The sequence below is a fragment of the Desulfobacterales bacterium genome, assembly GCA_034003325.1.
In the GTDB taxonomy this organism is placed as follows: Bacteria; Desulfobacterota; Desulfobacteria; order Desulfobacterales; family JAFDDL01; genus JAVEYW01.
Window position 1 is genome coordinate 58206 of sequence record JAVEYW010000011.1, and the last position, 26968, is coordinate 85173.

28 protein-coding genes are annotated in these 26968 nt (G+C 51.9%); 15 read left to right on the forward strand and 13 right to left on the reverse strand.

Annotation, left to right across the window (positions count from 1 at the left end; all coding sequences use genetic code 11):
• Nucleotides 1-146: 146 nt before the first annotated feature.
• Nucleotides 147-2243, forward strand: a complete 2097-nt coding sequence (locus tag RBT11_12865) for a LysM peptidoglycan-binding domain-containing protein (protein ID MDX9787668.1) — start codon at nt 147-149, stop codon at nt 2241-2243.
• Nucleotides 2244-2343: 100 nt separating this feature from the next.
• Here RBT11_12865 and RBT11_12870 read toward each other — a convergent pair whose 3' ends face one another.
• The gene (locus RBT11_12870; GenBank protein ID MDX9787669.1) at nt 2344-3111 is read right to left on the reverse strand and encodes a hypothetical protein; all 768 of its coding nucleotides are present in this window, start codon (nt 3109-3111) and stop codon (nt 2344-2346) included.
• Nucleotides 3112-3529: 418 nt separating this feature from the next.
• Here RBT11_12870 and RBT11_12875 point away from each other — a divergent pair, with 418 nt between their 5' ends.
• Entirely contained in the window at nt 3530-4930 is a 1401-nt protein-coding gene (locus RBT11_12875; protein ID MDX9787670.1) for a sigma 54-interacting transcriptional regulator, read from the forward strand.
• 238 nt (nt 4931-5168) lie between these two features.
• Here RBT11_12875 and prxU read toward each other — a convergent pair whose 3' ends face one another.
• Nucleotides 5169-5888: a thioredoxin-dependent peroxiredoxin gene (gene prxU, locus RBT11_12880; protein MDX9787671.1), complete on the reverse strand. Its 720-nt coding sequence runs from the start codon at nt 5886-5888 to the stop codon at nt 5169-5171.
• Nucleotides 5889-5930: 42 nt separating this feature from the next.
• Nucleotides 5931-7310: an MBL fold metallo-hydrolase gene (locus RBT11_12885; protein ID MDX9787672.1), complete on the reverse strand. Its 1380-nt coding sequence runs from the start codon at nt 7308-7310 to the stop codon at nt 5931-5933.
• A 705-nt stretch (nt 7311-8015) separates the two neighbouring features.
• Between RBT11_12885 and RBT11_12890 the strand changes: the two genes are divergently transcribed.
• A complete protein-coding gene (locus RBT11_12890) occupies nt 8016-9410 on the forward strand; it encodes a sigma 54-interacting transcriptional regulator (GenBank protein ID MDX9787673.1) in 1395 nt (464 codons plus the stop codon).
• 197 nt (nt 9411-9607) lie between these two features.
• Here RBT11_12890 and RBT11_12895 read toward each other — a convergent pair whose 3' ends face one another.
• On the reverse strand, nt 9608-10750 hold the full coding sequence (locus RBT11_12895; GenBank protein ID MDX9787674.1) for a tetrathionate reductase family octaheme c-type cytochrome: 1143 nt from the start codon (nt 10748-10750) through the stop codon (nt 9608-9610).
• Nucleotides 10751-11041 carry a hypothetical protein gene (locus RBT11_12900; GenBank protein ID MDX9787675.1) on the reverse strand — a complete coding sequence of 97 codons (291 nt, stop codon included), beginning with the start codon at nt 11039-11041 and terminating at the stop codon, nt 10751-10753.
• A 351-nt stretch (nt 11042-11392) separates the two neighbouring features.
• Between RBT11_12900 and RBT11_12905 the strand changes: the two genes are divergently transcribed.
• The 8 genes from RBT11_12905 (at nt 11393) to RBT11_12940 (ending at nt 15796) form a co-directional block, all read left to right on the forward strand.
• The gene (locus RBT11_12905) at nt 11393-11803 is read left to right on the forward strand and encodes a NifB/NifX family molybdenum-iron cluster-binding protein (GenBank protein MDX9787676.1); all 411 of its coding nucleotides are present in this window, start codon (nt 11393-11395) and stop codon (nt 11801-11803) included.
• A gap of 9 nt (nt 11804-11812) precedes the next feature.
• Nucleotides 11813-12193: a response regulator gene (locus RBT11_12910; GenBank protein ID MDX9787677.1), complete on the forward strand. Its 381-nt coding sequence runs from the start codon at nt 11813-11815 to the stop codon at nt 12191-12193.
• Nucleotides 12194-12257: 64 nt separating this feature from the next.
• Nucleotides 12258-13109, forward strand: coding sequence for an ATP-binding protein (locus RBT11_12915; GenBank protein MDX9787678.1), 852 nt, complete (start codon nt 12258-12260; stop codon nt 13107-13109).
• Nucleotides 13109-13984, forward strand: a complete 876-nt coding sequence (locus tag RBT11_12920) for a 4Fe-4S binding protein (protein MDX9787679.1) — start codon at nt 13109-13111, stop codon at nt 13982-13984. The genes RBT11_12915 and RBT11_12920 overlap by 1 nt, the downstream gene beginning before the upstream one ends.
• Before the next feature lie 135 nt (nt 13985-14119).
• The gene (locus RBT11_12925) at nt 14120-14506 is read left to right on the forward strand and encodes a NifB/NifX family molybdenum-iron cluster-binding protein (protein MDX9787680.1); all 387 of its coding nucleotides are present in this window, start codon (nt 14120-14122) and stop codon (nt 14504-14506) included.
• 22 nt (nt 14507-14528) lie between these two features.
• Nucleotides 14529-14891: a NifB/NifX family molybdenum-iron cluster-binding protein gene (locus RBT11_12930; GenBank protein MDX9787681.1), complete on the forward strand. Its 363-nt coding sequence runs from the start codon at nt 14529-14531 to the stop codon at nt 14889-14891.
• A 167-nt stretch (nt 14892-15058) separates the two neighbouring features.
• On the forward strand, nt 15059-15310 hold the full coding sequence (locus RBT11_12935) for a zinc ribbon domain-containing protein (GenBank protein MDX9787682.1): 252 nt from the start codon (nt 15059-15061) through the stop codon (nt 15308-15310).
• Nucleotides 15311-15355: 45 nt separating this feature from the next.
• The gene (locus tag RBT11_12940; GenBank protein ID MDX9787683.1) at nt 15356-15796 is read left to right on the forward strand and encodes an iron-sulfur cluster assembly scaffold protein; all 441 of its coding nucleotides are present in this window, start codon (nt 15356-15358) and stop codon (nt 15794-15796) included.
• Nucleotides 15797-15803: 7 nt separating this feature from the next.
• Here the strand turns inward: RBT11_12940 and RBT11_12945 are convergent, their stop codons facing one another.
• The 4 genes from RBT11_12945 to ptsP form a co-directional block, all read right to left on the reverse strand.
• On the reverse strand, nt 15804-17759 hold the full coding sequence (locus tag RBT11_12945; protein MDX9787684.1) for an acetoacetate--CoA ligase: 1956 nt from the start codon (nt 17757-17759) through the stop codon (nt 15804-15806).
• A gap of 53 nt (nt 17760-17812) precedes the next feature.
• Nucleotides 17813-18295 carry an adenosine-specific kinase gene (locus RBT11_12950; GenBank protein MDX9787685.1) on the reverse strand — a complete coding sequence of 161 codons (483 nt, stop codon included), beginning with the start codon at nt 18293-18295 and terminating at the stop codon, nt 17813-17815.
• Nucleotides 18296-18366: 71 nt separating this feature from the next.
• A complete protein-coding gene (locus RBT11_12955; GenBank protein MDX9787686.1) occupies nt 18367-18717 on the reverse strand; it encodes a cupin domain-containing protein in 351 nt (116 codons plus the stop codon).
• A gap of 42 nt (nt 18718-18759) precedes the next feature.
• Entirely contained in the window at nt 18760-21072 is a 2313-nt protein-coding gene (ptsP, locus tag RBT11_12960; GenBank protein MDX9787687.1) for a phosphoenolpyruvate--protein phosphotransferase, read from the reverse strand.
• 332 nt (nt 21073-21404) lie between these two features.
• Here ptsP and RBT11_12965 point away from each other — a divergent pair, with 332 nt between their 5' ends.
• Nucleotides 21405-21692, forward strand: a complete 288-nt coding sequence (locus tag RBT11_12965; GenBank protein MDX9787688.1) for an integration host factor subunit alpha — start codon at nt 21405-21407, stop codon at nt 21690-21692.
• Nucleotides 21679-22236 carry a hypothetical protein gene (locus RBT11_12970; protein MDX9787689.1) on the forward strand — a complete coding sequence of 186 codons (558 nt, stop codon included), beginning with the start codon at nt 21679-21681 and terminating at the stop codon, nt 22234-22236. Before RBT11_12965 ends, RBT11_12970 begins: the two co-directional genes overlap by 14 nt.
• 14 nt (nt 22237-22250) lie before the next feature.
• On the opposite strand, the gene RBT11_12975 is transcribed toward RBT11_12970, so the two are convergent.
• The 3 genes from RBT11_12975 to RBT11_12985 all read right to left on the reverse strand — a co-directional run bounded on the left by RBT11_12975 (nt 22251) and on the right by RBT11_12985 (nt 24887).
• On the reverse strand, nt 22251-22541 hold the full coding sequence (locus RBT11_12975; GenBank protein ID MDX9787690.1) for a TMEM165/GDT1 family protein: 291 nt from the start codon (nt 22539-22541) through the stop codon (nt 22251-22253).
• Nucleotides 22542-22641: 100 nt separating this feature from the next.
• Nucleotides 22642-24648 carry a transketolase gene (gene tkt, locus RBT11_12980; GenBank protein MDX9787691.1) on the reverse strand — a complete coding sequence of 669 codons (2007 nt, stop codon included), beginning with the start codon at nt 24646-24648 and terminating at the stop codon, nt 22642-22644.
• 38 nt (nt 24649-24686) lie between these two features.
• Complete coding sequence (locus RBT11_12985; GenBank protein ID MDX9787692.1) at nt 24687-24887, reverse strand: hypothetical protein; 201 nt, start codon at nt 24885-24887, stop codon at nt 24687-24689.
• On the opposite strand from RBT11_12985, the gene RBT11_12990 reads away from it, so the two are divergent.
• A complete protein-coding gene (locus tag RBT11_12990; protein ID MDX9787693.1) occupies nt 24871-25071 on the forward strand; it encodes a hypothetical protein in 201 nt (66 codons plus the stop codon). The two genes, RBT11_12985 and RBT11_12990, sit on opposite strands and share 17 nt — an antisense overlap.
• Before the next feature lie 17 nt (nt 25072-25088).
• Here the strand turns inward: RBT11_12990 and RBT11_12995 are convergent, their stop codons facing one another.
• Nucleotides 25089-26360, reverse strand: a complete 1272-nt coding sequence (locus RBT11_12995) for an ISAs1 family transposase (protein MDX9787694.1) — start codon at nt 26358-26360, stop codon at nt 25089-25091.
• A gap of 235 nt (nt 26361-26595) precedes the next feature.
• Between RBT11_12995 and RBT11_13000 the strand changes: the two genes are divergently transcribed.
• Nucleotides 26596-26829, forward strand: coding sequence for a type II toxin-antitoxin system ParD family antitoxin (locus tag RBT11_13000; protein MDX9787695.1), 234 nt, complete (start codon nt 26596-26598; stop codon nt 26827-26829).
• Nucleotides 26830-26968: the final 139 nt, after the last annotated feature.

The following is a 26968-nucleotide window of genomic DNA, read 5'->3' on the forward strand; positions in this document are numbered from 1 at the left end:
TTCCCTCTTTTTTGTTGATTTGGCGTAACTTCCGTCTTGATAAACGCGCAAAAATCCATCAATATGTAGAATACGAACGGTGCCGCTGCTAATGGCATGGCAATGATGTAACTTTTTTGAATCAATCAGACCTTGAGGAGATCCGGATGCGCCGATTTGTACCGTTAAATGTCATGGCCTGGTTCGGTTTGTTTCTCCTGATGAGTGGCTCGGACATCGGTTGGGCTTATAATCCTTTTCCGAAATACGAGAGCATTGTCCCCAATGTGGCGTTCTGGAAGAAGGTCTATTCCCGCTATTCCACCTCTCAAGGGATTATTCACGACAATTTAGACTTGAATATCATTTATGAAGTGGTCGAGTTGGCGCCGTTTGATGCGCCCGGCTCGGACGCGATCAACAGCAAACGGAAAAATAAAGCGATCGAGAAGTATTCGGGCTTATTGCGCCGGTTGGCCCGCAATCCAAAAGCAATGGATGCCGAGTCACGGCGCGTGGCCCGGTTATTCGGGGCCAAGGGGAATTCGAAGACTTACAGACGTGCGGCCGAACGCATTCGCTGTCAATTGGGGCTAAAAGATCGCTTTAGGGCCGGGCTGATTCGCTCCGGCGCGTATCTTGAGGAGATTCGCGCAATTCTCAGGGCAGAAGGCCTTCCCGAGGATCTGTGCTATTTGCCCCATGTCGAATCTTCGTTTAACACGAACGCATACAGCAAGTTCGGCGCTGCCGGCATGTGGCAGTTTATGCCCGCTACCGGCAAGCGCTTCATGCGGGTGGATTATGCGGTCGATGAGAGGCTCGATCCTATTTTATCGTCCCGGGCCGCTGCGAAACTGCTCAAAGAAAATTATGCCGCTCTGGGCTGCTGGGCGCTGGCGCTTACGGCTTATAATCACGGCACGGGGGGAATGGTGCGCGCCAAAGCCATTTACGGCAACTATCCGGCCATTCAAAAATATTATCAAAGTAAAAGCTTCAAGTTCGCTTCCCGCAATTTCTATTCGGAATTTCTGGCTGCCCGCGAAATCGCTTCCAATTATCAAACCTATTTCGGAAAGATCGATTTGGATCGGCCGACACCCACGCGCACCTTTACCGTTAAGCAATACGTCGCGCTGGGGGATCTCTGCCGGCACTATGGCATTGAGAGCCGGCGGATTAAAGAAATGAACCCCGCGTTGCGGCCGCCCGTCATTGCGGGCCGAAAATTGATTCCAAAGGGGTATGCCCTTCGGTTGCCGAGTGGCGGGAAGAACGTTAGCCCCTCTCTGTTGGCTGAGATACCCGCCGACCTATATAAATCCGACCAAAAGCACAGCCGCTTTTATACGGTGCGGGCCGGAGATACCGCTTCAAAAATTGCCAGAGCGCACGGAATCAAGCTCGATGAGCTAAGAGCGGCGAATGAGTTGGACCACCGGGCGACGCTTTACCCGAGACAGGCGTTAAGAATTCCCGGTCCGGGGGAAAAAACGGGTCGCCGGTCGAAGAAGACGACCGGCGGGAAAGAGCCTTCTGTGGCAATGGCAACCGTGGCGCAGGCTGAAAAGGCCGATGCGGTGAAACCCGGGAAATCGAAAGAGCAGCTCGCCTATCCGAAACCGATCTTGGCGTCGGTGATTCCCCTTGGCCGAACGCATGTGGTTGAAAAGGACGCCGCTGCGGTTGCTGGTGCTGAATCGGGAAGCGGCGACCGTCCCAATTTGGAAGTGGTTACCGCCGATGTGCGGATTCAAAAAAAGATGCGCGTCGGTGGCCGCCCGGTGGCCCTTATTCACGTCGAAGTCGAGGAAAATCTGGGCCGTTACGCTGAATGGGCGCGGGTAAGCGTTTCTCAGATTCGGAAACTCAACCGGCTGAGCAACAGCGGGGCGCTGCGTCTGGGGCAACCGCTTAAAATCCCTTTGCAGCATACCTCTGTTGCTGCATTTGAAGAACAGCGTTATGAATACCACAAGCGCCTGCAGGAGGATTTCTTTGCCGTTTATCGTATTACCGGGTTGCAACCCTATCAGGTCGGTCCGGGCGAAACGTATTGGAAGCTTTGCTATGAAAAATTTTCAATTCCCTTCTGGCTCCTAAAACATTGCAATCCCGAGGTCGATCTTTCGGCTTTGGGTATTAAACAGAAACTGATCATTCCCAGCATTGATCGAATCAGCGGCGATGAGCCCGGCGTGGAGGGGAATGCCGAGGTGGATTGGCGCTATTTGCCGGAGGCGGCTAACATGATCGCCTGAATCGGCAAAGCCGGAAGCTGGGATGGTTTGCGGCCAACGACCTTCTCCGGTTATTTCTGATAACGGGTTGAAAGGGCATAACCTTGTGCAGAATGCCGCGCTATTGCGCCCGGTCCTCATGATTGGCAGGTGCGGGAAGGATTTTTAAGTCGTCCACATCCGTGGTGCTGCCTTCTATCAACTGAACATCGTTGCGGGTAAGGATTTTGCCGTCCTTGGTGATCACCATGTTGTCATCCAGAACGAGAAACCCCATTGTTTTCATAACCTCTTTTCGATATTGGTATTCCTGCTCCATATGCTTTTTGCTGAGCATGTAATTGGAGACTACCCAAAACAATCCGAAAAGGATGCCGGCGCCAACGAGTACGGCGGCGGCGATCAAAATGTAGGAAATCGCTTTTTCTCCGGCCTTGAAGATAAAAAGAAAGATATCATCTATCTTGTAAAGCAGCATGGCGCCGAGAACCAACACGAAGAGCGTCGGTACGAAAGGAACATGCCCCAGGCTGTGCAGCATGGAGTTGAACTTGAAGACCCGGGATTTTTGAGCGCCTTCCTCGCCTTTGGGACTAATCGAGTCATCGATCGCAGGGTCTCCGCCGAAAATGTATCGGTTAAACGCGATGATAAACAGTCCCAGCAAAAAGGTAATCGCCACCGGGACGATAAACGCGACGTAAAAATAAAATTTCCAGGGGAAGGGACCCTTACCCGGTCCCAGATGACTCATGAAACTGATCAGAAAGATGAATATCTCGACACCAATGATAAAATAGATATAGTTCAGAAAATAACTGCGCAGCTGTTCCGGTGCGAACAAACCGGCGAGCCCCACATATTTTTCTTTTTGCCCTTTCGTCAACATAACGCATATCCTAATATTACTAATTTGATCTTGATTTAAACCCTATATGGCAACCGCAGATGCGATCATCACTCACTTGTTATAAATTTGCGTTAATATCGGAACATTATCCGCTTGTCAAGCTGCGCGCGCGGGATCTATAACCGGGATGCCCTTCTTATCATCGGCGGATCTGTGGTATTATGGTGCAATCATGATGAAATATGTCAAGTAACTTTTATTTGAAGGGGGCGCTGGCTGTCTGGCTCTCCCCCCTGTTGCCGGTGATAAGCTAATCCGGCAAAGCCGGATGCTGAGATGCTGGAATGCTGGGATGCATAAAAGTCATTTTCACCTTCAGCGAACAACCACGCAAAGGCGTGCATGTTTCTGGTAAAGGGTCTAAAATGATAGGGTGAAAACCGAGCTGGAGTTTACAATGACGGAAAAAATGAAAATAAGTCCTGAAAAACCGTTGCCCAACGTCACCAAGATCATACTGGAAAGTATCTCTGACGGCGTTTTTACGGTGGATCATAATTGGCGAATCATGTCGTTTAACCGGGCAGCCGAGGAAATCACCGGTATTTCACGCAAAGAGGCGGTGGGCCGACATTGCTGGGAGGTGTTTCGTTCCAACATGTGTGAAGGCGATTGCGCCTTGAAGCGCACCATGAAGGAGGGGACCGCGTTAACCAACATTTCCACCTATATCGTCAATAGCGATAAAAAGCGAATTCCGATTGCCGTGTCGACTGCGCTGCTTAAGGATGAAAATGGAGATGTTTTGGGCGGCGTGGAAACATTTCGGGATTTGAGTCTGGTGGAGGAGTTGCGCCGGGAACTCGATGCCCGGTTTGAAATCGGGAATATGACCAGTCGAAGTGCCACCATGCAAAAACTGTTTCATATTTTGCCCCAAGTGGCGGACAGCGACAGCTCGATTCTGATTGAAGGCGAGACGGGCACCGGAAAGGAACTCATGGCAAGGGCCATTCACGATTTGAGCCGGCGCAAGGATAAGCCGTTTGTGGCCGTTAATTGCGGCGCTTTGCCGGATTCGTTACTGGAGTCCGAGCTGTTCGGATATAAGGCCGGTGCGTTCACGCATGCGCTCAAGGACAAGCCCGGCCTTTTTTCACAGGCCGAAGGCGGCACCTTGTTGCTGGACGAAATCGGGGATGTCAGTCCCGCCTTTCAGGTCAGATTGCTGCGGGTTTTGGAAGCAAGGGAATATCAGCCCCTTGGCGCGGTTACGCCCGTGAAGACCAACGTTCGGATTTTGGCGGCCACCAATAAAAACCTTGAAAAAATGGTGGCGGAAGGAACCTTTCGGCAGGATCTTTTTTACCGAATTCATGTGGTGCGGCTGTTGCTGCCGCCTTTGCGCGAGCGCAAGGAGGATATTCCACTTCTGGTGGAACGGTTTATCGCCCGTTTCAATCGGATTCGCGGTCGAACGGTTACCGGCGTGAGCCCGGAGGTGATGGCTATTCTGATGGCGTATCATTATCCCGGCAATATTCGTGAGCTTGAAAATATGATCGAGCATGCCTTTGTTTTATGTCCCGACGGCTTGTTGACCCCGAAACATTTGCCCAGCGGCCTGATGGGCAGCCCTATCGCGCCGCTTGATACCGATAGCCGGGAAGACATATTGAAGACGGCTGAAAAACAGATGATGATGGCGGCACTCGAGCGGAATCATTTTAACCGCCTAGCCGCTGCCCGCGAGCTGGGCATGCACAAAAGCACGTTTTTTAGAAAGGTGAAACGCCTGGGGATTCTTCTGCCCAGGGTAGACGGTCGCACGGAATTGGGATTGAATCCTAAAGAGTAGTCAACCGCCGCAGTGGTATCACTATAATTTTAGGCCCGTTACCAGAAACATGCACGCTTTTGCGTGTATATATGCCGAAGGTGAAAGATGGCTTTTATGCATCCCGGCATCCCAGCATCCGGCTTTGCCGGGTTAGAAAAAGGAATCAAAGAAAGTAGATTGGCTGAAGGTTGAAAAAGAGAATGTCATTGCGGCAAATCGGATCTGAAACCTTCAGCCTTTCCATTTAACAATTGATTCAATCGAAAGCCATGTTGGTTTTCCATACCTCCCATACCTTGCCGACAAGATCCGGTCCGGGTTTCAGCGTGATTTTGCCCGGCCGCCATCCGGATGGCGTGGCTTCTGCTCCCTTACTGTTCCTGACCACCTGAAAGGCCTGAATCTGGCGGAGGGTTTCCAGCATATTTCTGCCCACCGGCGGCGTGAGAACCTCATAGCCCTGTAACACCCCTTCCGGATCGATAATGAACCTGCCGCGATTTTCTACCCCGGCAATTTCATTGAAAACACCGAACACCTTGCCGACGTTTCCACCGGCATCCGAAAGCATGGGAAAGGGAATGCCGCCGGTTACCATTTTGGAAAGCTCATGATCGTCCCACATCTTGTGAACGAAAACCGAATCAATGCTCATGGAAAGAATTTCTGCGCCCAGCTTCTGATATTCAGCGTATTTTTCGGCAACTGCCGAAAGCTCCGTGGCTCAAACAAAGGTAAAATCACCGGGGTAGAAACATAGAACCACCCATTTCCCTAAATATTCGGATAGCTTTACGGATATAAACTTGCCCTGTTGATAGCCTGGTGCTGAGAAATCCGGGGCTTTTTCTCCAACCTGTATCATCGGTGATATCTCCTTTTTGGGTAGGGGTTGATTTTCTTTTTCCGTCTTGACGGTTCCTCCGACCGGCCCGCCTGTGGGGCGGGCGCAGCCGATCTTCATCTCTTCAGGCATTCTAATCTCCTTTCAGTTTCCGGGGATATAACGTTTCCCGCGTTAATGGGTCAGCGGCAGACCAGCGTTGGTCCAGGCCTTGATGCCGCCGGCGACACTGTGAACATGTTGAAATCCATGGTGAGCCAAAAAGCTGGCTGCGATATTGCCCCGGTACCCGACACCGCAGGTGATGATGATTTCTTCTTCCCTTGGAAAATTCGGAATTTCTTTCAGCAAACGGGGCAAGGGAATATGGATGGAATCCTGAATATGACCGGCGGCTCGTTCCGCGTCGGTGCGAACGTCCAGGATGCGCAACGAGTCCTTCCTTTTGATTTTTTCCTGCAAGCGCATGGGCGCGATTTGCCAGAGATGGTCAATGGGCAGACCAGCCTCCTGCCAGGCGGCAATGCCACCATCGAGATATCCCAATATATTGTCATACCCGATGCGGTGCAGTTCCGTGCACATATGGCTATAGGACTGCTCATCGGTAACCACCAGCACCAGATCGGCTTCGGGGTCGATAACCATACCGATCCAGTTGGCGGCTTGGGGTGTGAGGCCGATATTGATGCTGCCGGGAATGTGAACTCCGCCAAATGATGCGGTATCCCGCGTATCCAGCAAAACTGTTTTTTGGGTTAAAAGAGCGGTAACCTGATGGGGTGACAAATCACGTTGGGTGGGGCAACGGTCTAAAAGGGGCGCGCCCTTTTTATTGGTTTCGATAATGTGCGTAAAACTTTTGGGGCGTTCTGGAAATGAAAGGGTGAGGTGCTTTTTAAAATGCTCTTTGGATAAGGTAAATATCGAATTATGTCTCATTTCAAACCCAATTGTCGAGCTGGGTTTGGCGCTCATTCCTTTGCCGCATAAAGACCCCTGGCCGTGGGCGGGGAAAACTTCGGTACTTTCAGGCAGCTTTCCCAGTTTTTGATGGAGCGAGATATAGAGGTTTTCCACCTGCTCATGGATCAATTCCGCTCCGGCCAGATCGGGCCGTCCAATATCCCCCACAAACAGGCAGTCTCCGGTCAACACCAGCCAGGGGTCTTCGCCGCGGCTTTTGTCCGTGATTAAGATTGAAATGCCGTGGGGGGTATGTCCCGGCGTGTTGATGATTTTTAAGGATGCGTTTCCGAATTCAAGAATATCCCCTTCGTCCAAAGGAACAAAATCAAAGCGGACCGGAGAATCCTTCATCATACAAATTTTTGCGCCAGTTCGGGATTTAAGTTCCATGTTGCCGCTGACATGGTCGGCATGAACATGGGTTTCAACAACATGGGTAATTTGCATTCCGTTTTTTCTGGCATCATTGAGATACGTTTGCACATCCCGTTTTGGGTCGACAACGCAAGCCTTTTGGGCCATCGGGCAGCCGATGAGATAGGAAAGGCACCCCATCCCCTCAACAACATATTGTTTAAAAAACATGGCAATACTCCTTGATAAGGTTGATAACGTGCTTTTTGACGAAGAAGTTCTTATTCAATGCTTTTTCTAGGTGAAAGGGTCAATGGTCACCATTTGAAGTTGAAGCATTGCGATATATCGGTGATATGCCAGCGGGTCTTTTCTTCTTTAAAAATATTTGAATCGAAGGCTGGTTGTCAATCATTACGTTGCGCTGGGAAATGTTGTAATCGTATTGATGCAGAATGAGCTTGAGGTCAGAAAGAACGTTTTGGCTATTCGTTAGGATTTCAATCACACTGCCCACCTTCATTTTTTGGAAGAGGCAGCTGATTTCCAATAAGGAAAAAGGAAGAATCGTGTCACGTATGTCTAATGAGAATCGCTGCATGCTTGGAACCTAACGCGGCAAAGCCGGATGCTGGGATGCCGGAATGCTGGAATGCATAAAAGCCATCTGTCACCTTCGGCGAATATACACGTAAACGCGGGCATGTTTCTGATATAGGGTCTAAATTATGACGGTCGAACTTCTGTTGTTATCGATATGTCTAATGCAAGTTGGGTACCAAGGTGTTTTGAAGCATGCGCTCAAAGTGCCCGGTCGGTTTTCCATCGCTTTTTTGATGCAGCTTTGGGAAGGAGTGGTTGGCGGTTGTTATTTGCGTGTTCATATGTTAACTAATGAAACATTTATTGTGTTAAAAAATTAAACAAGGTGAACAAATGAACGCCCATGATTTGAACCAATATTGGAAAACCGTCGTAAACACCATTCAGGACGGCGTGATGATCGTTAACCCGGACGGAACCATTATCAGCATCAACAAGGGGTTTGAGAATATATCGGGCTATACCCACGATGAGATTGTGGGGCAATCTTGTGCGATGTTGCAATGCAGCGCCTGTGAAATTGCACGTCAGGGAGAGAGTTGTCACTGGTGTGTTATGTTCAGGAAAGGTGAATTAAGAAAACAGAAATGTCTGCTAACGAGAAAGGATGGTCGAAACGTTCATATTCTGAAGAATGCTTCCGTTCTAAAAGACAGTCAGGGTAATATCATCGGTGCAGTGGAGACGATCACCGATATAACGGATTTGATGGATAAGGAAATGCAAATTGAAACCATTCGGCGGGAGCTGGAGGCGGAGGATCGGTTTCACGGCATGATCGGCAGCACCCTTTCGATGAAACAGGTGTTTGAATTAATAGAAAATGCTTCCCAGTCCGATGCCCCGGTCATTCTTTATGGAGAAAGCGGCACCGGGAAAGAGCTGATGGCCAGAGCGATTCATGAAGCCGGATGTCGAAGCAACGGCCCGTATATCAAAGTCAACTGCGCGGCCTTGAACGAATCCCTTCTTGAGAGTGAGTTGTTCGGGCATGTAAAAGGCGCTTATACCGGCGCGCATCGTAGCCGGGAAGGCCGCTTTGAGGCGGCCAGCGGAGGGGACATTTTTCTCGATGAAATTGGAGACTTGCCATTGTCCATACAGGTCAAGCTGTTGCGGGTTCTGGAAGAAAACGTCATTGAACGCGTTGGTGACCATTCACCGATAAATGTCGATGTGCGCATTATTTCAGCCACCAACCGGGATTTGCCGCAGTTGATCGCCAGGGGTGATTTCCGGGAGGATCTTTATTATCGAATCAACGTCATTCCCATTCATGTGCCCCCTCTTCGGGAGCGAATGGAGGATATTCCGCTGTTGGCCAGGCTTTTTTTCTCCCGCATTCAGCTTAAAAGCGGCAAGACGATTCACGGGATAAGTGATAAGGCATTGGAGGCTTTGATGAAATATGAATGGCCGGGAAATATTCGGGAACTCAAAAGCGCATTTGAATTTGCCTTTGTCTCTTGTCAGGAAAAAATCATAGAACCACATCATTTGCCGCCTAATATTTTTTACGGGTCACTTACGCAAAAGAAGGATATTCAGAAGAAAGAGACGGGCGACTTGTTAACATTAAATGATATTAAAAAACAACGTCTCACCGAGGCCCTTCGCATCGCCGACGGGAATCAATCCGAAACGGCCCGCCTGCTGGGGATTTCGCGGACCAGTGTGTGGAACCAAATGAAGCGGTTTGGCATCCGCGAGCAGAACACCAGCAGCTAAGCATGGCATGCTTATTGCTTGTTAAAAAGCGTGAGTATGCTTGGCGACTACCTCCAGTAATCAGCAAACTTACTCCATCCCTGAATTCAGCCCGGAAGATGATTCTTCCGGGCTGAATTTTTTTGCAATCGAGAACAGATATTGCGCTGTCCGCAGTCAAACGGGAAACCTGATATGGGAAAACGAAGGGTTCCCTTTTATTGCCGCCATGCGTTCAAAGTCTTTCGGCCGCCGGTAACGGCCGGATCACCCGCATAGCCAAGTGCCTTAAAGTCGATAACGCCGTCTTTCCGGTGACAGTCGGTGCAGGAGAGCGCGTTTTCCTTGGGGGCGATTTCATGATTCAAGCGCCAATACATGTCCGTTTTGACGAAAGCCAGCTTTCCGCTGTATTTCAGGCCGGCTGCTTTCATGCCGTCCTCGGTCGCCTTGTTCCAGTCAAAATGATCCCAATAGCCTTTAAAGAGCTTTGGCACAACCAGATACCCGTATTCGGCATCCGCCGGCTGTACCCCGTGGTGCCGTTTGTACGGGGTGATTTTTGCCTTCGGGTCGTTGATATTTCCGAGCGGCGGGTTGAGGCATGTCGAACCGCTCCTGTTGACCGGATCACCCAGCAGATATCGGCGATGCATGCCGTTATACCAGGCGTAGTCCGGTTTGATGTTTTTTCGGGTGATCATTTCCCCCTTTATTTTGTTATAGGAGACGATGGTGCCGTCGGCTTGAATTTCTTCAGTATTACTTCGTGTGGTATCCCCGGCTTTTGACCAGTCCCAGAAGATCATTGTGGGTTTCGCCTTTGAAACCACCGGAATATGGCAGGTCTGGCAGGCGATGGCGTCCCCGTGATCGTTAAGCGTCTTTAAGACGGGATTGTCATTGTCGTGGGGCCTGGCGGGGTGACAATCTTCACAGCGGACCCGGCCTTCGCTGACGGCGCAGGTGGTGCTGGCGCCGGCGATTTTATGCTCGGTCGTCTTGTGACATTCCTGGCAGGAAAAATCCTTGCCGCCCATATGGACATCGTGGGACCGGTCGGGAGATATCATCGTGGAATCGAGGTCGCCATGTTTGACGCCGTCACAGCCGCCACCACAGAAATGACAGGCTCCGCAGGTTGCGCGCGAGGGTTTACCGACGGTTTGCGCAATGTTTACCAGATTCAGCCCCGGTTTTTCCTTGCCGCAGGCAGTGGGTATCTTTTCATAGGTTCGCGTGGTGTCGTGACAGATCAGACAATCGATTCTGAATGCATTCGTAAAATCAAAGGTGGCGTCTTCCCATCCATAACCCGCATGGCAGCTGGTGCACCTGCACCAGTTTGATGTATTCGCCATTCAATAATTATTGATCAGATTGATTTTGCCCAAGCCCGTTTCTTTTTCATGCCCTGCAACATACGGCGTGGGGCCTTTCCACTGCCAGTGAGCGCTGGCCAGCATTTCTTTTCCCTGCTCCTCGTGGCATTCAAGACACGCAGCGGTAACGCTCGGGCCATCCGGAAAGGGGCCGGTGAGCGCTTCCAGATGATCAGGAATTTTTGGATTGGCTTTGGAAAGGGCTGTGTGCGGAAGGCAAAACAGACAACTGATTGCCACCGCCACCATAAAAACAGTTTGCTTCATCATGTTCCTCCCTGTAGGTTGAGAATCAGGTTGCAATAAAGATCTTTCTGTGATCATTTAAGCAATAAACGTGCCGTGGAATGCTGATAGCCTTCCGGCGCTTCAATAACCGCTTCCACATAAGCTTGTGCGGCATGCAAGATGGATAACAAATTGTTTGGGTATCCATAATGCGACACAAGGTTTCACGTCTGGCGCAAAATAGCGACTCAATATCTTCCTCGTTGCGTCTGTACAATCCGGCCTTTTTAATAATAACATTTCGAAATAATTAAATAAGATTATCGATATGCCCTCATATTTTTATAATGGCATATTCATTGCTTAGGTATTTGTTCCGGAGGGATGGCCGGAATGAAAGTTGCGTTGACAGTTTGGGGAGATCGGATTTCACCGCTGTTTGATGCCGCCCGCGAACTCCTGATCGTAGAGATTCAGGACGCCGTCGTGGTCAGTCGTCGGCATGAACCGATCGTTCTCAATGGCCCGTTGCGTTTGGCTGAACGATTGGCTCAGCAGCAAATCGACGTTTTGATTTGCGGCGCCATTTCGGAGCTGCCGGCGCGTTTGATTGAGGCTGCCGGCGTCAAACTCGTTCCATTTATTGCCGGAGCGGCCAACGATGTGCTTCATTCCTTTGCGAAGGGGGGAGAGATTGTTTCCGCTTTTTCAATGCCGGGGTGTGGTTGCAAGAAAAAGGCTGCTTGCAGAAATCGCCAAAACAGGTCAATATCCCCAAAAATGCCGGTACTTAGCAGAAAGTAGGAGGAATGAATGACTGATTTACTTATTGTTACTAGCACCCCCGACGCCTTTTCAGAATTTACGCAGGCGCTCTCCTCGCGCAGCGATATTCGTCTGGTGCAAGCGGATTCGGGTGCGCACGCGTTAGGGATGATTCCCGAAAAGCGATTTGATCTGGTGGTGATCGATGAAACACTTGGCGATATGACGGGGTTGGCTTTTACGGAAAAACTGGTGAAGCGCAACCCCATGCTCAACCTGGCCCTTGTCAGTGCATTGCCGGAAAAGAAATTTCATGAGGCCAGCGAAGGCTTGGGCGTACTCGCGCAACTTACCCCCCGGCCGAACGGGTCCGAAGCGGATCGGCTGATGGAACAGTTGGACATGATCACCAAGCAACTGGTGAGATAACAATGGAATAATAGTCAACGAACCGGCTTGCGCCTGAGGTCGGTGGGAAATATACAGGGGATTTATGATTATCAGCATTGCGAGTGGAAAAGGCGGCACCGGTAAAACCACTGTCGCCGTCAGTATGGCGCTGGCGCTTGACGCCCCCGTGCGGATTTTGGATTGTGACGTGGAAGAGCCAAATGTCCATCTGTTTTTGCATCCCGAGATTCTGGAAGAAACCACGGTGGCGGTACCCATACCGGAAATCGATGACAAGGCCTGCACGCGGTGCGGCAAATGCGCGGAAATTTGCCGCTTTAACGCCATTGCGGTGATGGGTAAGGTGATTTTGACCTTTCCGGAGCTGTGCCACGGGTGCGGCGGTTGTATGGAGATTTGCCCGGAAAACGCCGTCTCCGAAGGGGCCAGACCCGTTGGTGTGATTCAATCCGGTCATAGCAACGGCATCGAATTTGTTCATGGAAAATTGCGGATCGGTGAGGCCATGTCGCCACCGTTGATCCGGGCCGTTCGGGAGCGGGTGCGGCTCGATATGCCCAATATTATCGATGCGCCGCCCGGTACATCCTGTCCGGTAATCGCCGCGGTGAAGGGGACGGACTTTGTGTTGATGGTTACCGAACCGACGCCATTCGGTCTTCACGATCTGAAATTGGCGGTGGAGGCCGTTAAGTTGTTGGGGCTGCGCCATGGTCTGGTGATCAACCGATCCGATATGGGGGATTCGCAGGTGCATACCTATGCGAAGGAAGAAAATATACCGATTTTGATGGAAATCCCTTTTGATCGGCGAATTGCGGTCGCCTACTCGAAAGGGTTACCGATAGTGGAGGCCCTCCCGGAGTGGAAGGATAAATTTTCAGCATTATTCAAACAGATTGAATCCATCATTCAGGGGAAGGGGGGGGTCTGATGAAAGAACTCGTTGTCATCAGCGGAAAAGGCGGAACCGGAAAAACCAGCCTGACCGCGGCGTTTGCCGCGTTGGCGGATAACGCGGTGCTTTGTGACGCGGATGTGGATGCGGCGGATCTTCACCTGCTGGCCTCACCACGGATACTTGAAAGAAATGACTTTCAAAGCGGCGGGGTGGCAGAGATCACCCCTTCCCTTTGTTCGCAATGCGGCCTTTGCCGCGAAAAATGCCGATTTGATGCGATTCTGGAGACATTTGAAGTCGATGAGATCAGCTGCGAAGGATGCGGGGTGTGTGTGTGGCTTTGCCCGGAAAGCGCGATCGAATTCAAGGAGAAGGTTTGTGGGGAATGGTTTCTTTCGGACACGCGCTTCGGCCCGATGGTGCATGCACGGCTTGGTATTGCCGAGGAAAATTCCGGAAAACTGGTGTCGCTTGTTCGAAAAGAAGCCAAGCAGCTTGCCGAAAAGCAGGATCGGAACCTGATCATTACCGATGGTCCGCCCGGCGTCGGTTGCCCGGTGATTGCGTCCATTGGCGGTGCAACGGCTGTCTTGATTGTTACGGAGCCAACTGTTTCCGGACTGCATGATATGGAGCGGGTGGCTCAGTTGGCGGCGCATTTTAAAGTGCCGGCCCTTTTGTGCGTCAATAAATATGATCTGAATCCGGAGAAGACGCTGGCGATTGAGACCCTGGCGGCTGAGATGGGTATCAAGGTCCTTGAGGCCATTCCGTTTGACCCGGTTATGATTCGCGCCATGGTTCAGGAGCAAACGGTTCTTGAGTACGATGCCGCATCCGAGATCAGCCATGTCATTCGCCGAATATGGGAAGCGATCGGGGTTCACATGGCCGGGATTTTGCGATAACAATTTATCAAACACATGCAGCAAAAAAGAATATATCTAACAATGATAATAATAAATTAGCTATTCAGCACGGCCAATGGCGAGCGGCTGACGGCTACAAGCGACCGGTGAAACCGGCTAAAGGAGAAAAACAAAATGCAAAAAGGAAGAATTGCGGTGCCATCGTTAAACGAAGGCGGGTTGGATGGGCAGCGCGCGGGCCATTTCGGTCACTGTGACGTGTTCACTTTGATCGATGTGGAAAATGGACAGATCAAAGAGGTGACCACCTTGCAGAATCAGGCGCATGTGCAGGGCGGTTGCATGGTTCCGGTGAACTTGCTGGCATCCAACCAGGTAACGGCATTGGTTGTCGGTGGGATCGGGTTGCGGCCGTTGATGGGGTTTCAGCAGGTGGGCATCGATGTCTATCATGACGCGGAGCGTCCGTTGATTCGCCCCGTCGTGGAGGATCTCATTTCGGGTAAACTTCCGTTAATCGCGGAAGATCAAGTCTGCGGCGGCGGGCGAGCTGCCGGCTGATAACGGTTTGAAGGAGAAATTCATGAAAATTGCAGTCACCTCATCAGGCACCGATCTGAATGCCGCGGTGGATCCCCGGTTTGGAAGGGCAGCGTATATTCTGATTGTGGATGCGGATACCCTGGCGTATGAAGTTCTTGATAATAAAGACAATATAAATGCCTTTAAGGGCGCGGGCATTCAGGCGGCCAGCATGGTTTGCGAAAAGGGCGCCACGGTTTTGTTAACCGGTTATTGTGGCCCCAATGCGTTTAAAGCATTGTCGGCTGCTGAGATAAAGGTTGTACAAAATGCAACCGGCACGGTAAAAGAGGCGCTTTCCCAGTTTAAAGCGGGAAAGTTGACAGTTGCCGATGCGCCCAATGCGGAAGGCTACGAGATGTAATGATCCGGCCCATTTAAAATCTGCCGGAAGCCGGGCGGCCAGTCTGCTTGGCGGCAAACACCCCTTTCCAATGATAGATGCTTTTTCGTGCCTGTTTTGGATAAGGGGGTTTGACTGATGGCTGACAGCTTGGCGCTTTTGGCGAAACCGGAAAAAGAAGGTGTTTTATGCCGTTATACGAGTATTTGTGCATGGAATGCGGAAAATCTTTTGAATTACTGGTGCTGGGAAACTCGGAAACACCGCGGTGCAAGGATTGCGGTAGTGATCGACTGCAAAAGCTGCTTTCCGCGCATTCTGGCGCCTCAGGACCCGTGAGCGGCGGTCGGTTGCCGGGCGCCGGTGATACCACCTGTTGCGGCGCTTCGCCGGACCATGCGGGTTGCGCCGGCCCCGGCAGTTGCTGTGGCCGCGGATAACCGATTCATTAATATTGAAATCTGAAAGTCTGAGCTGGAATAAGCATGAACCAAATTTTTGATGTACATGGCCCGAATGAGGGATTGCACTGTGATGAGGATGAGGGGCGGGGCGCTTCAAAAGCCGGTTATTCGGATGTGGCGATAAAGTATTATACGGACAAACCGTATTGGGGCGTGTTGCCCGATGCGGACTTGACGGCGGAATTGACCGGCACCTGCGGCGACAGCATGACCGTTTATCTCAAATTGGCGAATGGGGTTATCACCGATGTGAGATTTCTTGTGCTCGGTTGTGCCGGTGCGATCAGTGCGGCCATGGCCCTGGGCGATATTGTCAGGGGAAAGACCCTGAAACAGGCCCGCTTGATTAACGATGGGGATGTGTTCAAGGTGCTCCAGGAGATCCCCGTTCAAAAGCATCATTGCATTCAATTGGCGGTGAAAACCTTGCATGGCGCGCTGGACAGTGCTTTGAAAACCTGAAGGCCGGTCAGTCCATTTGAAGCGCTTCGATGTTTGCAAAATGGTCAAGAACTTGCGGGTTGCTCAAGGCGGCCTTGTTTTTAACCGGTTGCCCCAGGACGACCTGGCGGACTGCCAGTTCAACCTTTTTCATATTCAGCGTATAAGGAATATCCGGTACCTGAATGATTTTGGATGGCACATGACGCGGAGACACATTATCTCGAATGGTGGCGATGATTTTCTTTTTTAAGGCATCGTCCAGCACGGCATCCGTCGTCAGTTTGACAAAAAGCACCACGCGGACATCGTCTTTCCAGGGTTGTCCGATAACGACGCTGTCTGCGATTTCATCAAGCTGTTCCACCTGCCGGTATATGTCCGCTGTGCCGATTCGAACGCCGCCCGGGTTGAGGGTGGCGTCCGAGCGGCCGTAAATGGTCACCCCCCCGTGGTCATTGATTTCAATATAATCCCCGTGCCGCCAGATACCGGGATAAACATCGAAATACGCGCGATGGTATTTTTCGCCGTCCGGATCATCCCAGAAATAAATCGGCATGGAGGGAAAGGGGGCTGAACAGACCAATTCCCCCTGCCGGTTGGTGACGGGGGTGCCGTCCTCATCAAAGGCTTCTACTTTCATGGCAAGCCCCCGGCATTGCAATTCTCCGGCATAGACCGGTCCCATGGGATTTCCCAAGGCAAAGCAACCGTTTAAATCCGTCCCGCCCGAAATGGAGGCCAGTTGCAAATCCTGCTTGATGTGTTCATAGACAAATTCAAATCCATCCATGGAAAGCGGAGAGCCCGTCGAAAGAATCGCCCGAAGGGGTGAAAGATCATAGGTCTTTCCCGGTAAAACCCCCGTTTTTTTCAGCGCTGAAAGATAACCGGCACTGGTGCCGAATACGGTCACCTTCTCCGTCTGCGCCATTTCCCATAACGCGCCCGAATGGGGGTGAAACGGATTTCCGTCAAAAAGCACGAGCGTCGCGCCCACGGAAAGGGCGCTGGTAAGCCAATTCCACATCATCCAGCCGCAGGTTGTGAAATAGAAAATCGTGTCCCGGCGTTTCAGATCCGTGTGAAGCATCAATTCTTTCATGTGATGAATCAGAATGCCGCCCGCGCATTGAACCATGCATTTGGGTAGCCCCGTCGTTCCGGAGGAATACATGATATAAAGGGGGTGATCGAAGGGAAGCTGGGCAAATGGGATTGCAAGCTCGCTTTGATCGGAAAGAAAGTCGCGATAATGAACCGCATGGGGCACTCGACGGATATCGGCGGACGCTTCCGTGTAGGGTACCACCACCACCTTTTCGATGGAGGGAAGCGCCTTAAGAATGTCGGCAATGCGGCCGAGTGAGTCGATTTTTTTGCCCTTAAAGGAATATCCGTTGGCCGTGAAGAGAATTTTCGGCCGAATCTGACCGAACCGGTCCAGCACGCCTTTAATGCCGAAGTCCGGTGAGCAAGATGACCAAACGGCGCCCATGCTCGTGGCCGCCAGCATGGCAATGATGGCCTGGGGCATGTTCGGCAGGAATCCCACCACCCGATCTCCGGCGACGACGCCGCAGTCCTTCATGGCCTTTGCCAGGCGCGCCACCTCATCATACAAGGCCGCATAGCTCATTCGTGTCGCGGGTTGGTCCTCACCCTTAAAAATAAGGGCGGTTTGATCATCCCGATACCGCAGCAGGTTTTCCGCAAAATTCAACCGGGCTCCCGAAAACCATTTGGCTCCCGGCATTTTCTTGACATCATCGATCACCTGCGTGTAGGGGGTGGAGAAATTGATGGGCGCAAACTCCCAAAAAGTTGCCCAGAAATCGGATATATTCCGTATGGACCAGTCGTAAAGGCCGCTATAATCGGTAAAATGCCGACCGTATTTTTCATTAACGAGGGTCATGAAACGAAACATATTGGTTTGTTTAATTTGATCGGCCGATGGTTGCCATAACAGGGTGTCCATGATCTTTCTCCCTTTTTGATTTTTTCCGTTTGATCTGATGTCCGGGGAAACCCTCATTGTTTATAGCCGATGGTGCGCAGCAGTTGTTTGCGTTTGCCGATATCTTCATCGGTTTCAATACCGGCGGCGGAAAATCCGTCAATGACGCCCATAATGCCGCGCCCCTGTGCGGTTTGCGCAATGATAACTTCCAGCGGGTTTGCCGTGGCGCAGAAGATACGGCACACTTCGGGAACGGCTTTCACGGCGTTGAGCACGTTAATGGGGAAAATATCTTTCATGAACACGATAAAACTGTGACCGGCCGACAGGCTGAACGCATTTTCCCGCGCCAGCGCCACCAGTTCGTCATCGGTTCCCGCGTATCTTACAAGTCGCGCGTCGGAGGCTTCACAAAAGGCGATGCCGAATTTGACACCGGGCACCGCATTGACCATGGCTTCATAAATATCTTCCACTGTCTTGATAAAATGTGATTGACCTAAAATCAGGTTCAATCCTTTCGGGTTGTTGATTGTTACGGTTTTAAGTTCCATGGTGTTTGTCTCCTTTATCCGTTATCCGTTGGCCGCAGGCCATCCCCTGCCGCCCATCTTCAACGCTTATCTTATGCCATATGCCCTTCTTTGGGGACGATACAGATAAAACGAAAGACCCCCTCGCCGATATTCTTGTACTGGTGCAGGCTATCCGCCGGCACATAGGCATAGGCGCCCGCTTCCACCGGCGTGTCCGTACCGTCCATGTGCAGCACCCCTTTGCCTTCTATCACATAATTGATATGCGGCCAGGCATGAACGTGCTTGGGGGTATACCCGTCTTTTCCCAATTCAAGGACGCGCATGACATAATCCCCCCAGCCTTCCTTGGGTCCGATCAGCACTTTCATGACGGCATTTTTTACTTCCGGGTTGTTCATGATGATGGGGATCACCTCTTTTTCTGTTCCGATAACCATTTAATTTCTCCTTATTTATTGGAAACGGTCGATTTTGACCGGCTAGGCGTGATGAACCTCGATGTCATTCATCGCCTGATCCATGTAGACGCCGATGTCCTCTTCGCTGCCCATTTGCAGAACGGTTGAGAGCACGACCTGCGCATTTGAATAATCCATCTCGCGAATCAGCTTCTTGATCATCGGGATGGCCGAAGGGCTCATGCTCAGCCGATTGGCCCCCATTGCGGCAAAGAGAAACGCGCATTTCGGATTGGCGGCCGCTTCCCCGCAAATGCTGATTTCCTTGCCGGCATCCGTGCATGCCTGAATGACCGTGTTGATTAAGGAAAGCACCGCCGGATGAAGTGGATTATAAAGATGAGCGACCTTGGGGTTGTTGCGGTCGACCGCGAGTGTGTACTGAATGAGGTCATTGGTTCCGATGCTGGCAAAATCGAACCGGGTCAGAAGATGCTTGATAATGACCGCGGCGGCCGGCACTTCAATCATGGTGCCGATGGGAATGCGCGGGTCAAAAGGGACATTCATCGCCGCCAGTGTGTTTTTTTCCGCTTCCACGATTTGCAGAATTTGGTCCGCCTCTTTAAGGGAACAAACCATTGGAAAAAGCAGTTTAACGGGGCCGTGGGCGGAGGTGCGCAAAATGGCGCGTATCTGGGGCCTGAATATTTCTTCCATCTCTAGGCACACGCGGATTGAGCGCCATCCGAGATAGGGGTTTTGCTCTTTCGGATAGTCGAGATAAGAAAGAAATTTATCGCCCCCCACATCCAGGGTGCGAATGGTCAGGGATTTTCCGTTTACCTGAGTCAATACCCGTGCATAGAGTTCGGCCTGCTCCATTTCTGTCGGAAAGCTTTTGCGGGCTAGAAAGGGAAATTCCGTTCGATACAGACCGATATGATCCCCTCCGTATTTTTTAACCAGTTCCGTATCCGAGAGCAACCCGATATTGACGTCCAGAGGAACCGTTCTGCCGTCGCGGGTGATGGCCGGAAGTTCGCGTAGCGAGTCCAGTTGGCGGTTATCCTGCTCTTTTTCCGCTTTGAGACGCTGATATTCTTTTACGATTTCTTCCGTGGGTTCCTTGAACAGCAGACCGGAAGTGCCGTCGAGAATCAGAAAGTCATTTTCCTTGATGGTTTCAAGAATCTCTGAAAGGCCGATGACCATGGGGATTTCAAATGATTTTGAGAGAATGGCGGCATGCGAGGTTCGCCCGCCCCTGGATAGAGCAATGCCCTTTAATTTGGGTTGCAATAACGTGATCAGATCCACCGCCGAAATATCGGAGGCAACCAGAATGGTGTCTTCCGAGAGGGCGCCGATACGGAGAGTTTCAGCGCCAATCAGGTTTCGAAGCACCCGCTTGCCGATGTCCTCGATATCCGCGCTTCTTTCTTTAAGATAAGGGTCCTCGATGCTCATAAATTGAGCCATTAACTTTTCAACTACCTGTTTTAACGCATATTCGGCGCAAGAACCGGTTTCAATTTCGTGGGCGATCCTTTTCTTGAAGCTCGGGTCGTTGATCACCATTAAGTGGCTTTCGAAAATAGCGGTTTCTTCCGGTGGCAGTTGGTCCAGTTGCGCGATTAAGGTTTTCATCTCCTCCAGGGTTCGGCTAAGCGCGATCTCCAATCGCTTCTTCTCCGACTTGATGCCGCCGCCCCGCGTGCAGGCGACTTGATCAAACCCGATCCCCTCCGGCAGATAGTGAGCATGGCCCTCGGCAAAGCCGGCGCAGACCGGAATACCGCGAAGGATTGTTTTTTTGGCACGGGAAACGGGGGGCAGCGGGTCGGCGACTTTCAGCTTGTTCTCCAAATTTTCGCGTTGCGTGCGCTCCTTGGCAAGATTTTCCAAAAGACCGGTGTAGGCGACCGTGGCGGCGATTTGACTGGCGATGGACGTGAAAAGGGGAATATCGGTTTCGGATATGGCGGTTTCATTGAGCGACTGAAAAACAATCACCCCCAGGGATTGTTGATGATATACCAGCGGGAGTCCAAAAAAAATCTTATATACTTCCTCCCCGCTGTTTTCAAAAAATTTAAACCGAGGATGTGTCTGGGGGTTCACAACCAGCACCGGTTCCTGATGCTCCACCACCAGGCCGGTCAACCCTTCTTGGGGACTCATTCGAATGGTTTCCACGGCAGCGGCGTTCAGCCCGTAGGTGGCCCTTAACACCAGATGCTTCCGATGTTCATCAAACAGATAAACGGAACAGACATCGATTCCGAGCCGGCCGGCAACCAGCATGACGATGGTTTCTAGTGTTTTTTGGGGGCTTTTGGAATCCGTCATCAACCGGCAGATGTCTGCAAAGAGGTTCAATTTTTTCGGCATTAAAAAAGCTCCTGCCCGGGGGGTTAAACCACTTGTGACGCTGCGGGTGCTCATCCGCAAGATCGTTATATCAAGTCTTTACTCTAGTGTTGTTCACGTATTTTTACAAGGGGTAAGCCGAATATTTCTGTAAAGAAAAGGCCCATGAAAGCGTTTGCCCGGGCGGTTTGTTACGATAACCCGATGAGAATCAGGGTGGCTTGGCCTCGCTTTGAGTCGAATTCGTTGATAACACACATAATTTCTTGACAACAAGCGGGTATTGGCATAACGTCCCGAAGAAAATAGCCCCTTTTATGAACTTTTTCCCAATAATAAGGAGTAGTTCGGATATGACCCTGACAAAAGCCAACATCATTGATGTGATTCCGGAAGAGCTGGGAATGACGAGGAAAAAGAGTTCGGAAGCGGTTGAAACGCTTCTTGAGATCATCAAACGGACATTGGGCCGGGGAGAGGATGTGCTGATCAGTGGTTTCGGTAAATTTTGTGTCAATCAGAAAAAGTCGCGCAGGGGACGAAATCCGGCTACTGGGGACGAAATGATGCTGGCGCCGCGAAAAGTGGTTACCTTTAAATGCTCCGGAAAACTGCGGGAAAAGCTGAATGGGAACGATTAACCTTCCGGATACCTGGGACGAATCAACCTTCCAATTCTTCAATACGTTGTTTGACGTTGCGTCAGGCAACGTCTCATCTAAAGTCTCCATGTTCGAAATCGGTGAGCGAATCGGTTTGGATCGAAACGTTGCGACGCGCGCGGCGGAGAACATCATGGCCGAAGGGTGGGCGGAAGTGCGAACCCTTGCCGGCGACATCGGGTTGACGCAGAGTGGTATTGATGCGTTTCGGGCCATGGGGGCCGACGAAAAGGCGGGTGCCGCGGTTGTTTCAGGGCTTGGGTCCGGTGCGCTCCTTGAAGCCGATGCCCGCTTGAGCGTCGAGTTTGTCGTCGCCGGTATCAAGCAACAGATGGAAAAGGGCGGGTTTGGCTTTGATGCCTTATCTGAGCTGATCGCGGATATCAGGACCATTGAGGCGCAACTATCGTCTCCGAGGCCGAAAACGGCCATTCTCCGGGCCTCTTTTAAGTCGATCCTCGGACTGCTTTCTTCCACCGGAAGGGCGGAAACGATAGATGCGGTGAAGCGCTTGCTGGCTTGAGTGCGAATGGCCTGCTATAAGGAGCAGGCCGCGCTGGCAGGTGTAAAAACCGTCCACAGTCCCACGATAATGAAAAATACGCCTGCGCCGATTTTAATCATCTGTGGCGATACATAACGGGCGACAATGTCTCCTAGAAGCACGGCCAGCAAAGAGGTTACCACCAGCGCCGTTGCCGATCCCAAAAAAACGGATACTTTTGAATCACAATGGGCGGAGAGGCAAAATGCGGCCAACTGTGTTTTATCCCCCAATTCGGCCAGAAAGACGAGGCCGAAGGTCGTGAGCATCAGTTTAAAATCCATGGTATCACTCCTGTTTTTGCTGGGCGGCTTGGCAGCTGAACGGCGGTTGCTGCAATCGTTTTGCTGCCCAGCCGCCCAGCCGCCAAGCTGCCCAGCCGTATTATCTTTTTATTAAATTCAGCGCATTTTGGACAACATGGTCCACGGTAAAGCCGAATTTCGCAAGAACGGTGCTGCCCGGTGCCGATGCGCCGAAGCCGTTCATGGTCACCATTCCGCCATGAGTACCGATGTAACGTTCCCAGCCCATGGGAGAGCCGGCTTCCACCACCAGCCGGGGCTTTCCGTCAGATGGAAACACGCTGCCCTTATAGTCTTCCGGCATTTTTTCAAATAATTCCCAACTGGGCATGTTCACCACGCGCGCGGGGATGTTTCGATCGGCCAGCACCTTTTGAGCACCTAATGCCAAATGAACTTCCGCGCCGGTGCCGATGAGAATCATATCGGGAGTCCCCTGGCAATCGGATAAAATATAAGCGCCGTTGCCCAGGCAGTTTTTACCGCAGGCCATCGCCGGGAGCACCGGCAATTTCTGGCGGCTCAGAATCAGCGCCACCGGGCCGTCCTTATGTTGAATTGCTTGCCGCCAGGCGGCCGCAGTTTCATTGGCGTCCGCGGGCCGAATTACGGTGAGTCCCGGAATGCATCGCAGAGAGGCCAGATGTTCCACCGGCTGGTGCGTCGGTCCGTCTTCGCCGACGGCAATGGAATCATGCGTGAAGATATAGAGCGTCGGCAGTTTCATTAATGCCGCCATGCGAATGGCCGGCCGCATATAATCGGCAAAAACGAGGAAGGTTGCGCCATAGGGCCGAATGCCCTTGTGAAGGGCCATGCCGGAAAGAATGGCGCCCATGGCATGCTCCCGAACCCCGAAGCGAATATTGCGGCCGTCATAGCGGCCTTTTTGAAAATCATGAGAGGCTGCGATTTCCGTTTTGTTGGACGGGGCCAGATCCGCGGAGCCGCCCATCAGCGTCGCCACCTTGCCCGCGACCGCGTTCAGCACCTTTCCCGATGCGCCGCGCGTGGCGACCGGGTCTCCCGAAAAAACGGGAATATCGGCATCCCATTCAGCCGGCAGAACGCCGCTCATGCTGTTGGTCAATTCAGCGGCCTGCGCCGGATACTCTTTTTTAAATGAAGCAAGCTTTTCCATCCAGGCCGCTTCCGCCGCTTGTCCGGCTTCAATCGCTTTTTGAAATACCCCGATCGCCATGTCCGGAACGCAGAAAGACTCATTTTCAGGGCATCCCAGATTTTTTTTGGTCAGGCAAATCTCTTCAGCACCCAGCGGGGCGCCGTGCGCATCGGCCGTATCCTGCTTGTTGGGGCTGCCGAATGCGATGTGGGTGTGCGCCACAATGAGGGAGGGTCGGTCCCCATCGGCACGCGCCGCTTGAATCGCGGCCGAAATTGCGGCCACATCATTTCCATCCGCCACGTCGATGACCTGCCACTGATAGGCGCTAAACCGCGCGCCCACATTTTCGGTAAACGCGATATCCGTGCTGCCTTCAATGGAAATTTCATTGTCATCATAAATACAGATCAGTTTTCCCAGCCCCAGGTGTCCTGCCAGGGAAGCGGCTTCCGCGGACACCCCTTCCATCAGATCGCCGTCGCCGCACATGACATAGGTAAAATGATCCACGATGTCATAACCGGGCCGGTTGAACCGTGCGGCCAGATGGCGTTCGGCCATGGCCATGCCCACGGCGTTGGCAAAGCCCTGTCCCAGAGGACCCGTCGTGGTTTCAACGCCCGGTGTATGCCCGTATTCCGGATGTCCGGGGGTTTTACTGCCCCACTGGCGGAAATTTTTAATGTCATCGAGGCTCAGGTCATATCCGGTCAGATGCAGCAGGCTGTACAGCAGCATGGACGCATGCCCGCCGGACAAGACAAACCGGTCCCGATCCTGCCATTGGGGATTTTTCGGGTTATGTTTCAAGAACCGGGTCCACAGGGTGTACGCAGCAGCCGCCATCCCCATGGGAGCGCCCGGGTGGCCGGAATTGGCCGCCTGAACCGCATCCATGGATAGGGTCCGGATGGTGTTGATACATATATCGTCCAAACTGCACTGCGAACCTTGCGTCATGATTTGTCTCTCCTTTGTTGGGAATTGAATTCGGGTTTTCAGGTCGGGTTGATACACTTGTTTAAATCGATTTGCAAGTCTGTAAGGATTGTAAGCAGGGTCCCGTCAAAGTTAATCCGGAACGCCGATGAGGCGTAGGCCGCCTTGGCCAAGTCTTGCGCAAGTAGCAGGGCGGGCGCAATGTAGCGGACACCCGCCATACGCAGCAACGAGATGGCTATATTGCGCAAACTGGCCATAATTGGTTTCGGTGTGGTGTTTGCCGTTGACCAATTTTGTGATGTCGCGTTGGATGCAAAAACATTGTGCGACATGCGGGAAAGCAAGATAATTATTAAGTTCAGTGCTGGTCCAAACATGGCGCAGTTCCAAGCGGCCATGGGCTTTATCGGTGGTGGTGTGTGCAGGGGGGAAAAGCGCTGAGATTCAGCGTCGCGATGTCATTGCGCAGAGTGGGTTGATTCTCTTTGACAATAAACAGGTAACCGGCCTGCTTTTTTTCTACGATATAACGGGCCGTATCGTGCTGAGTGTGCAGCGCATCGGCGGTTACGACCGCACCTTGCAGGGGCAGAGGCGCAAGAAGTTCGGGCAATTTGGGGGATTTCGTTGGTTTTTTCTTTGACAGCCATTTGGCCGATTACCAGGGCCTCTTGGTGCAAAATGGCGCTGAGCAGGTGGACAGGTCGCTGGCCCGCATCATGGGCTCCGCGCAGTGTTTTGCCATCAGCGGCCACCGCACGTCCGGCCAAAGGGCAGTGTTGCACTATCCAATTGCCGATTTGGGAGTCCCACAGATCAGCATTCAGAGACTGTAAAACGCGCCGGATGGTGGGTTCCGAGGGTGGTTTGGGCCGTTTGGAGCCAAGCTTACGCAGCGCCTCACGGCTCAACGTTTCGGCCCATTCAGCGATGGCGGTAAAACTGCGTGCTCCGGACAGCGAGGCGCAGATGGCAATTGCCACGACAGTGACTACCGGATGGCGCACTCCGCGTGGCTTTCGGGGGTCGGCCACAGTTTTTAGCAGATCCATCAGTCCACCATGACCTTGCAGGGGCAGTTGATTGATGTCGATCATCGCGGTGCACTCCTTTCCAGGTGCGCCAACAGAAGTCAAAAACGGGGCGCGTAAATGCCGGGAGGCATCGGCCACCAAAGGGCGCACCAATAAAAGCTTTGGTTGGCCGTTATGCCAGTAGCCCTTGTTGCTTTTGGAATAGCCTTGCGTTGAACCGAGCACTTGCCAACCGGCGGCCCGGTAGCACGTACCGGCAAAGCGGGCACTATCGACAAAGGTTTCTGCCAGCAAAAGGGGATGCCCATGGTAAAGCTGCCAGTCTTGGCTCAGGCGCTTGAGGTTCAATGCCAATAGGTGTGAGGCCAAATTGGGGATGCGCCAATCGGGCAGGATCAAAAAACGAACATTGTTGGCAATCAAATGCAACCGTTTGAACTGCAACGCCCGGTCCCATCCAATCCATTGATCCCGGGCAGCACACTTAAGTGCCGCAGAGCCCCAGCCAAGAAGGGCTACCCATTGGGTTTCATTAGTGGTGGCAACATAGCAAAGGGATTTTCCTACGATCCGCTCAAAGCCGAGATAGTGGTACTGGCGCATCAAGGTACGCCAACGATCCATCTCGTCGCGTCGGACGGGACGTAAAACAAAGCGGGGTGGGCTGGTTGAAGGCGAAATTTTTAAGTTGCTCATAAAGGCAACTTAACAAATTCGAACTCAAAAAGTCAGCGCTATTTCGTGGCCTTCTGATTTCTTACACTTGCGCGACTTTGACGGAGTCCTGCATCCCGCAAGGACGATAGCGTGGCGATACCAATACTCGCTGCCTGTGAACTGCTTCAACCCGGATTCGGCGAGTGTTTTTGTTGGCAAAGTTTGCCATTCATGTTATATTGGGAACAAAATCAGCCAATAAGGAGGTTTCACCATGGCAACGCTGAACGTCTCGATGCCCGACGAACTTCGGGCCTTTGTCGAAGCCCGCGTCAACACAGGGGAGTATCAAAGCGCCAGCGATTATTTGCGCGACCTCATAAGACATGACTGTGAAGAAATAGACCGGCTCTTGATGGAAGGGATTGAAAGTGGCAAATCCTCGCCCCTTGACCTGTCGTCTTTGCAAAAAAAGGCGCGGGCCTTACTCAAAAAAGAACAGGGTTAACAAATGCCCAAAATCCTGATAACGCCCGCAGCGGAAAACGATTTGATTAACATATGGGTCTATATTGCGCGGGACAACCCTGAGGCAGCGGATCGGACTTAACAAGCTGCTGAAAAAACCTTTGAAGCCATCGCCTCCA

Excerpts from the sequence above, each read along its gene's own strand:
- RBT11_12865 (MDX9787668.1), top strand. The coding sequence starts at position 147 with ATGCGCCGATTTGTACCGTTAAATGTCATGGCCTGGTTCGGTTTGTTT.
- RBT11_12905 (MDX9787676.1), top strand. The coding sequence starts at position 11,393 with ATGAAAGTTGCGTTGACAGTTTGGGGAGATCGGATTTCACCGCTGTTT.
- RBT11_12910 (MDX9787677.1), top strand. The coding sequence starts at position 11,813 with ATGACTGATTTACTTATTGTTACTAGCACCCCCGACGCCTTTTCAGAA.
- RBT11_12945 (MDX9787684.1), bottom strand. The coding sequence starts at position 17,759 with ATGGACACCCTGTTATGGCAACCATCGGCCGATCAAATTAAACAAACC.
- RBT11_12970 (MDX9787689.1), top strand. The coding sequence starts at position 21,679 with ATGGGAACGATTAACCTTCCGGATACCTGGGACGAATCAACCTTCCAA.
- RBT11_12930 (MDX9787681.1), top strand. The coding sequence starts at position 14,529 with ATGAAAATTGCAGTCACCTCATCAGGCACCGATCTGAATGCCGCGGTG.
- RBT11_12875 (MDX9787670.1), top strand. The coding sequence starts at position 3,530 with ATGACGGAAAAAATGAAAATAAGTCCTGAAAAACCGTTGCCCAACGTC.
- tkt (MDX9787691.1), bottom strand. The coding sequence starts at position 24,648 with ATGACGCAAGGTTCGCAGTGCAGTTTGGACGATATATGTATCAACACC.
- RBT11_12920 (MDX9787679.1), top strand. The coding sequence starts at position 13,109 with ATGAAAGAACTCGTTGTCATCAGCGGAAAAGGCGGAACCGGAAAAACC.
- ptsP (MDX9787687.1), bottom strand. The coding sequence starts at position 21,072 with ATGCCGAAAAAATTGAACCTCTTTGCAGACATCTGCCGGTTGATGACG.
- RBT11_12955 (MDX9787686.1), bottom strand. The coding sequence starts at position 18,717 with ATGGTTATCGGAACAGAAAAAGAGGTGATCCCCATCATCATGAACAAC.
- RBT11_12925 (MDX9787680.1), top strand. The coding sequence starts at position 14,120 with ATGCAAAAAGGAAGAATTGCGGTGCCATCGTTAAACGAAGGCGGGTTG.
- RBT11_12935 (MDX9787682.1), top strand. The coding sequence starts at position 15,059 with ATGCCGTTATACGAGTATTTGTGCATGGAATGCGGAAAATCTTTTGAA.
- RBT11_12995 (MDX9787694.1), bottom strand. The coding sequence starts at position 26,360 with ATGAGCAACTTAAAAATTTCGCCTTCAACCAGCCCACCCCGCTTTGTT.
- RBT11_12985 (MDX9787692.1), bottom strand. The coding sequence starts at position 24,887 with ATGGCCAGTTTGCGCAATATAGCCATCTCGTTGCTGCGTATGGCGGGT.
- RBT11_12870 (MDX9787669.1), bottom strand. The coding sequence starts at position 3,111 with ATGTTGACGAAAGGGCAAAAAGAAAAATATGTGGGGCTCGCCGGTTTG.
- RBT11_12950 (MDX9787685.1), bottom strand. The coding sequence starts at position 18,295 with ATGGAACTTAAAACCGTAACAATCAACAACCCGAAAGGATTGAACCTG.
- RBT11_12890 (MDX9787673.1), top strand. The coding sequence starts at position 8,016 with ATGAACGCCCATGATTTGAACCAATATTGGAAAACCGTCGTAAACACC.
- RBT11_12940 (MDX9787683.1), top strand. The coding sequence starts at position 15,356 with ATGAACCAAATTTTTGATGTACATGGCCCGAATGAGGGATTGCACTGT.
- RBT11_12965 (MDX9787688.1), top strand. The coding sequence starts at position 21,405 with ATGACCCTGACAAAAGCCAACATCATTGATGTGATTCCGGAAGAGCTG.
- RBT11_12885 (MDX9787672.1), bottom strand. The coding sequence starts at position 7,310 with ATGTTTTTTAAACAATATGTTGTTGAGGGGATGGGGTGCCTTTCCTAT.
- RBT11_12915 (MDX9787678.1), top strand. The coding sequence starts at position 12,258 with ATGATTATCAGCATTGCGAGTGGAAAAGGCGGCACCGGTAAAACCACT.
- RBT11_13000 (MDX9787695.1), top strand. The coding sequence starts at position 26,596 with ATGGCAACGCTGAACGTCTCGATGCCCGACGAACTTCGGGCCTTTGTC.
- RBT11_12895 (MDX9787674.1), bottom strand. The coding sequence starts at position 10,750 with ATGGCGAATACATCAAACTGGTGCAGGTGCACCAGCTGCCATGCGGGT.
- RBT11_12900 (MDX9787675.1), bottom strand. The coding sequence starts at position 11,041 with ATGATGAAGCAAACTGTTTTTATGGTGGCGGTGGCAATCAGTTGTCTG.
- RBT11_12975 (MDX9787690.1), bottom strand. The coding sequence starts at position 22,541 with ATGGATTTTAAACTGATGCTCACGACCTTCGGCCTCGTCTTTCTGGCC.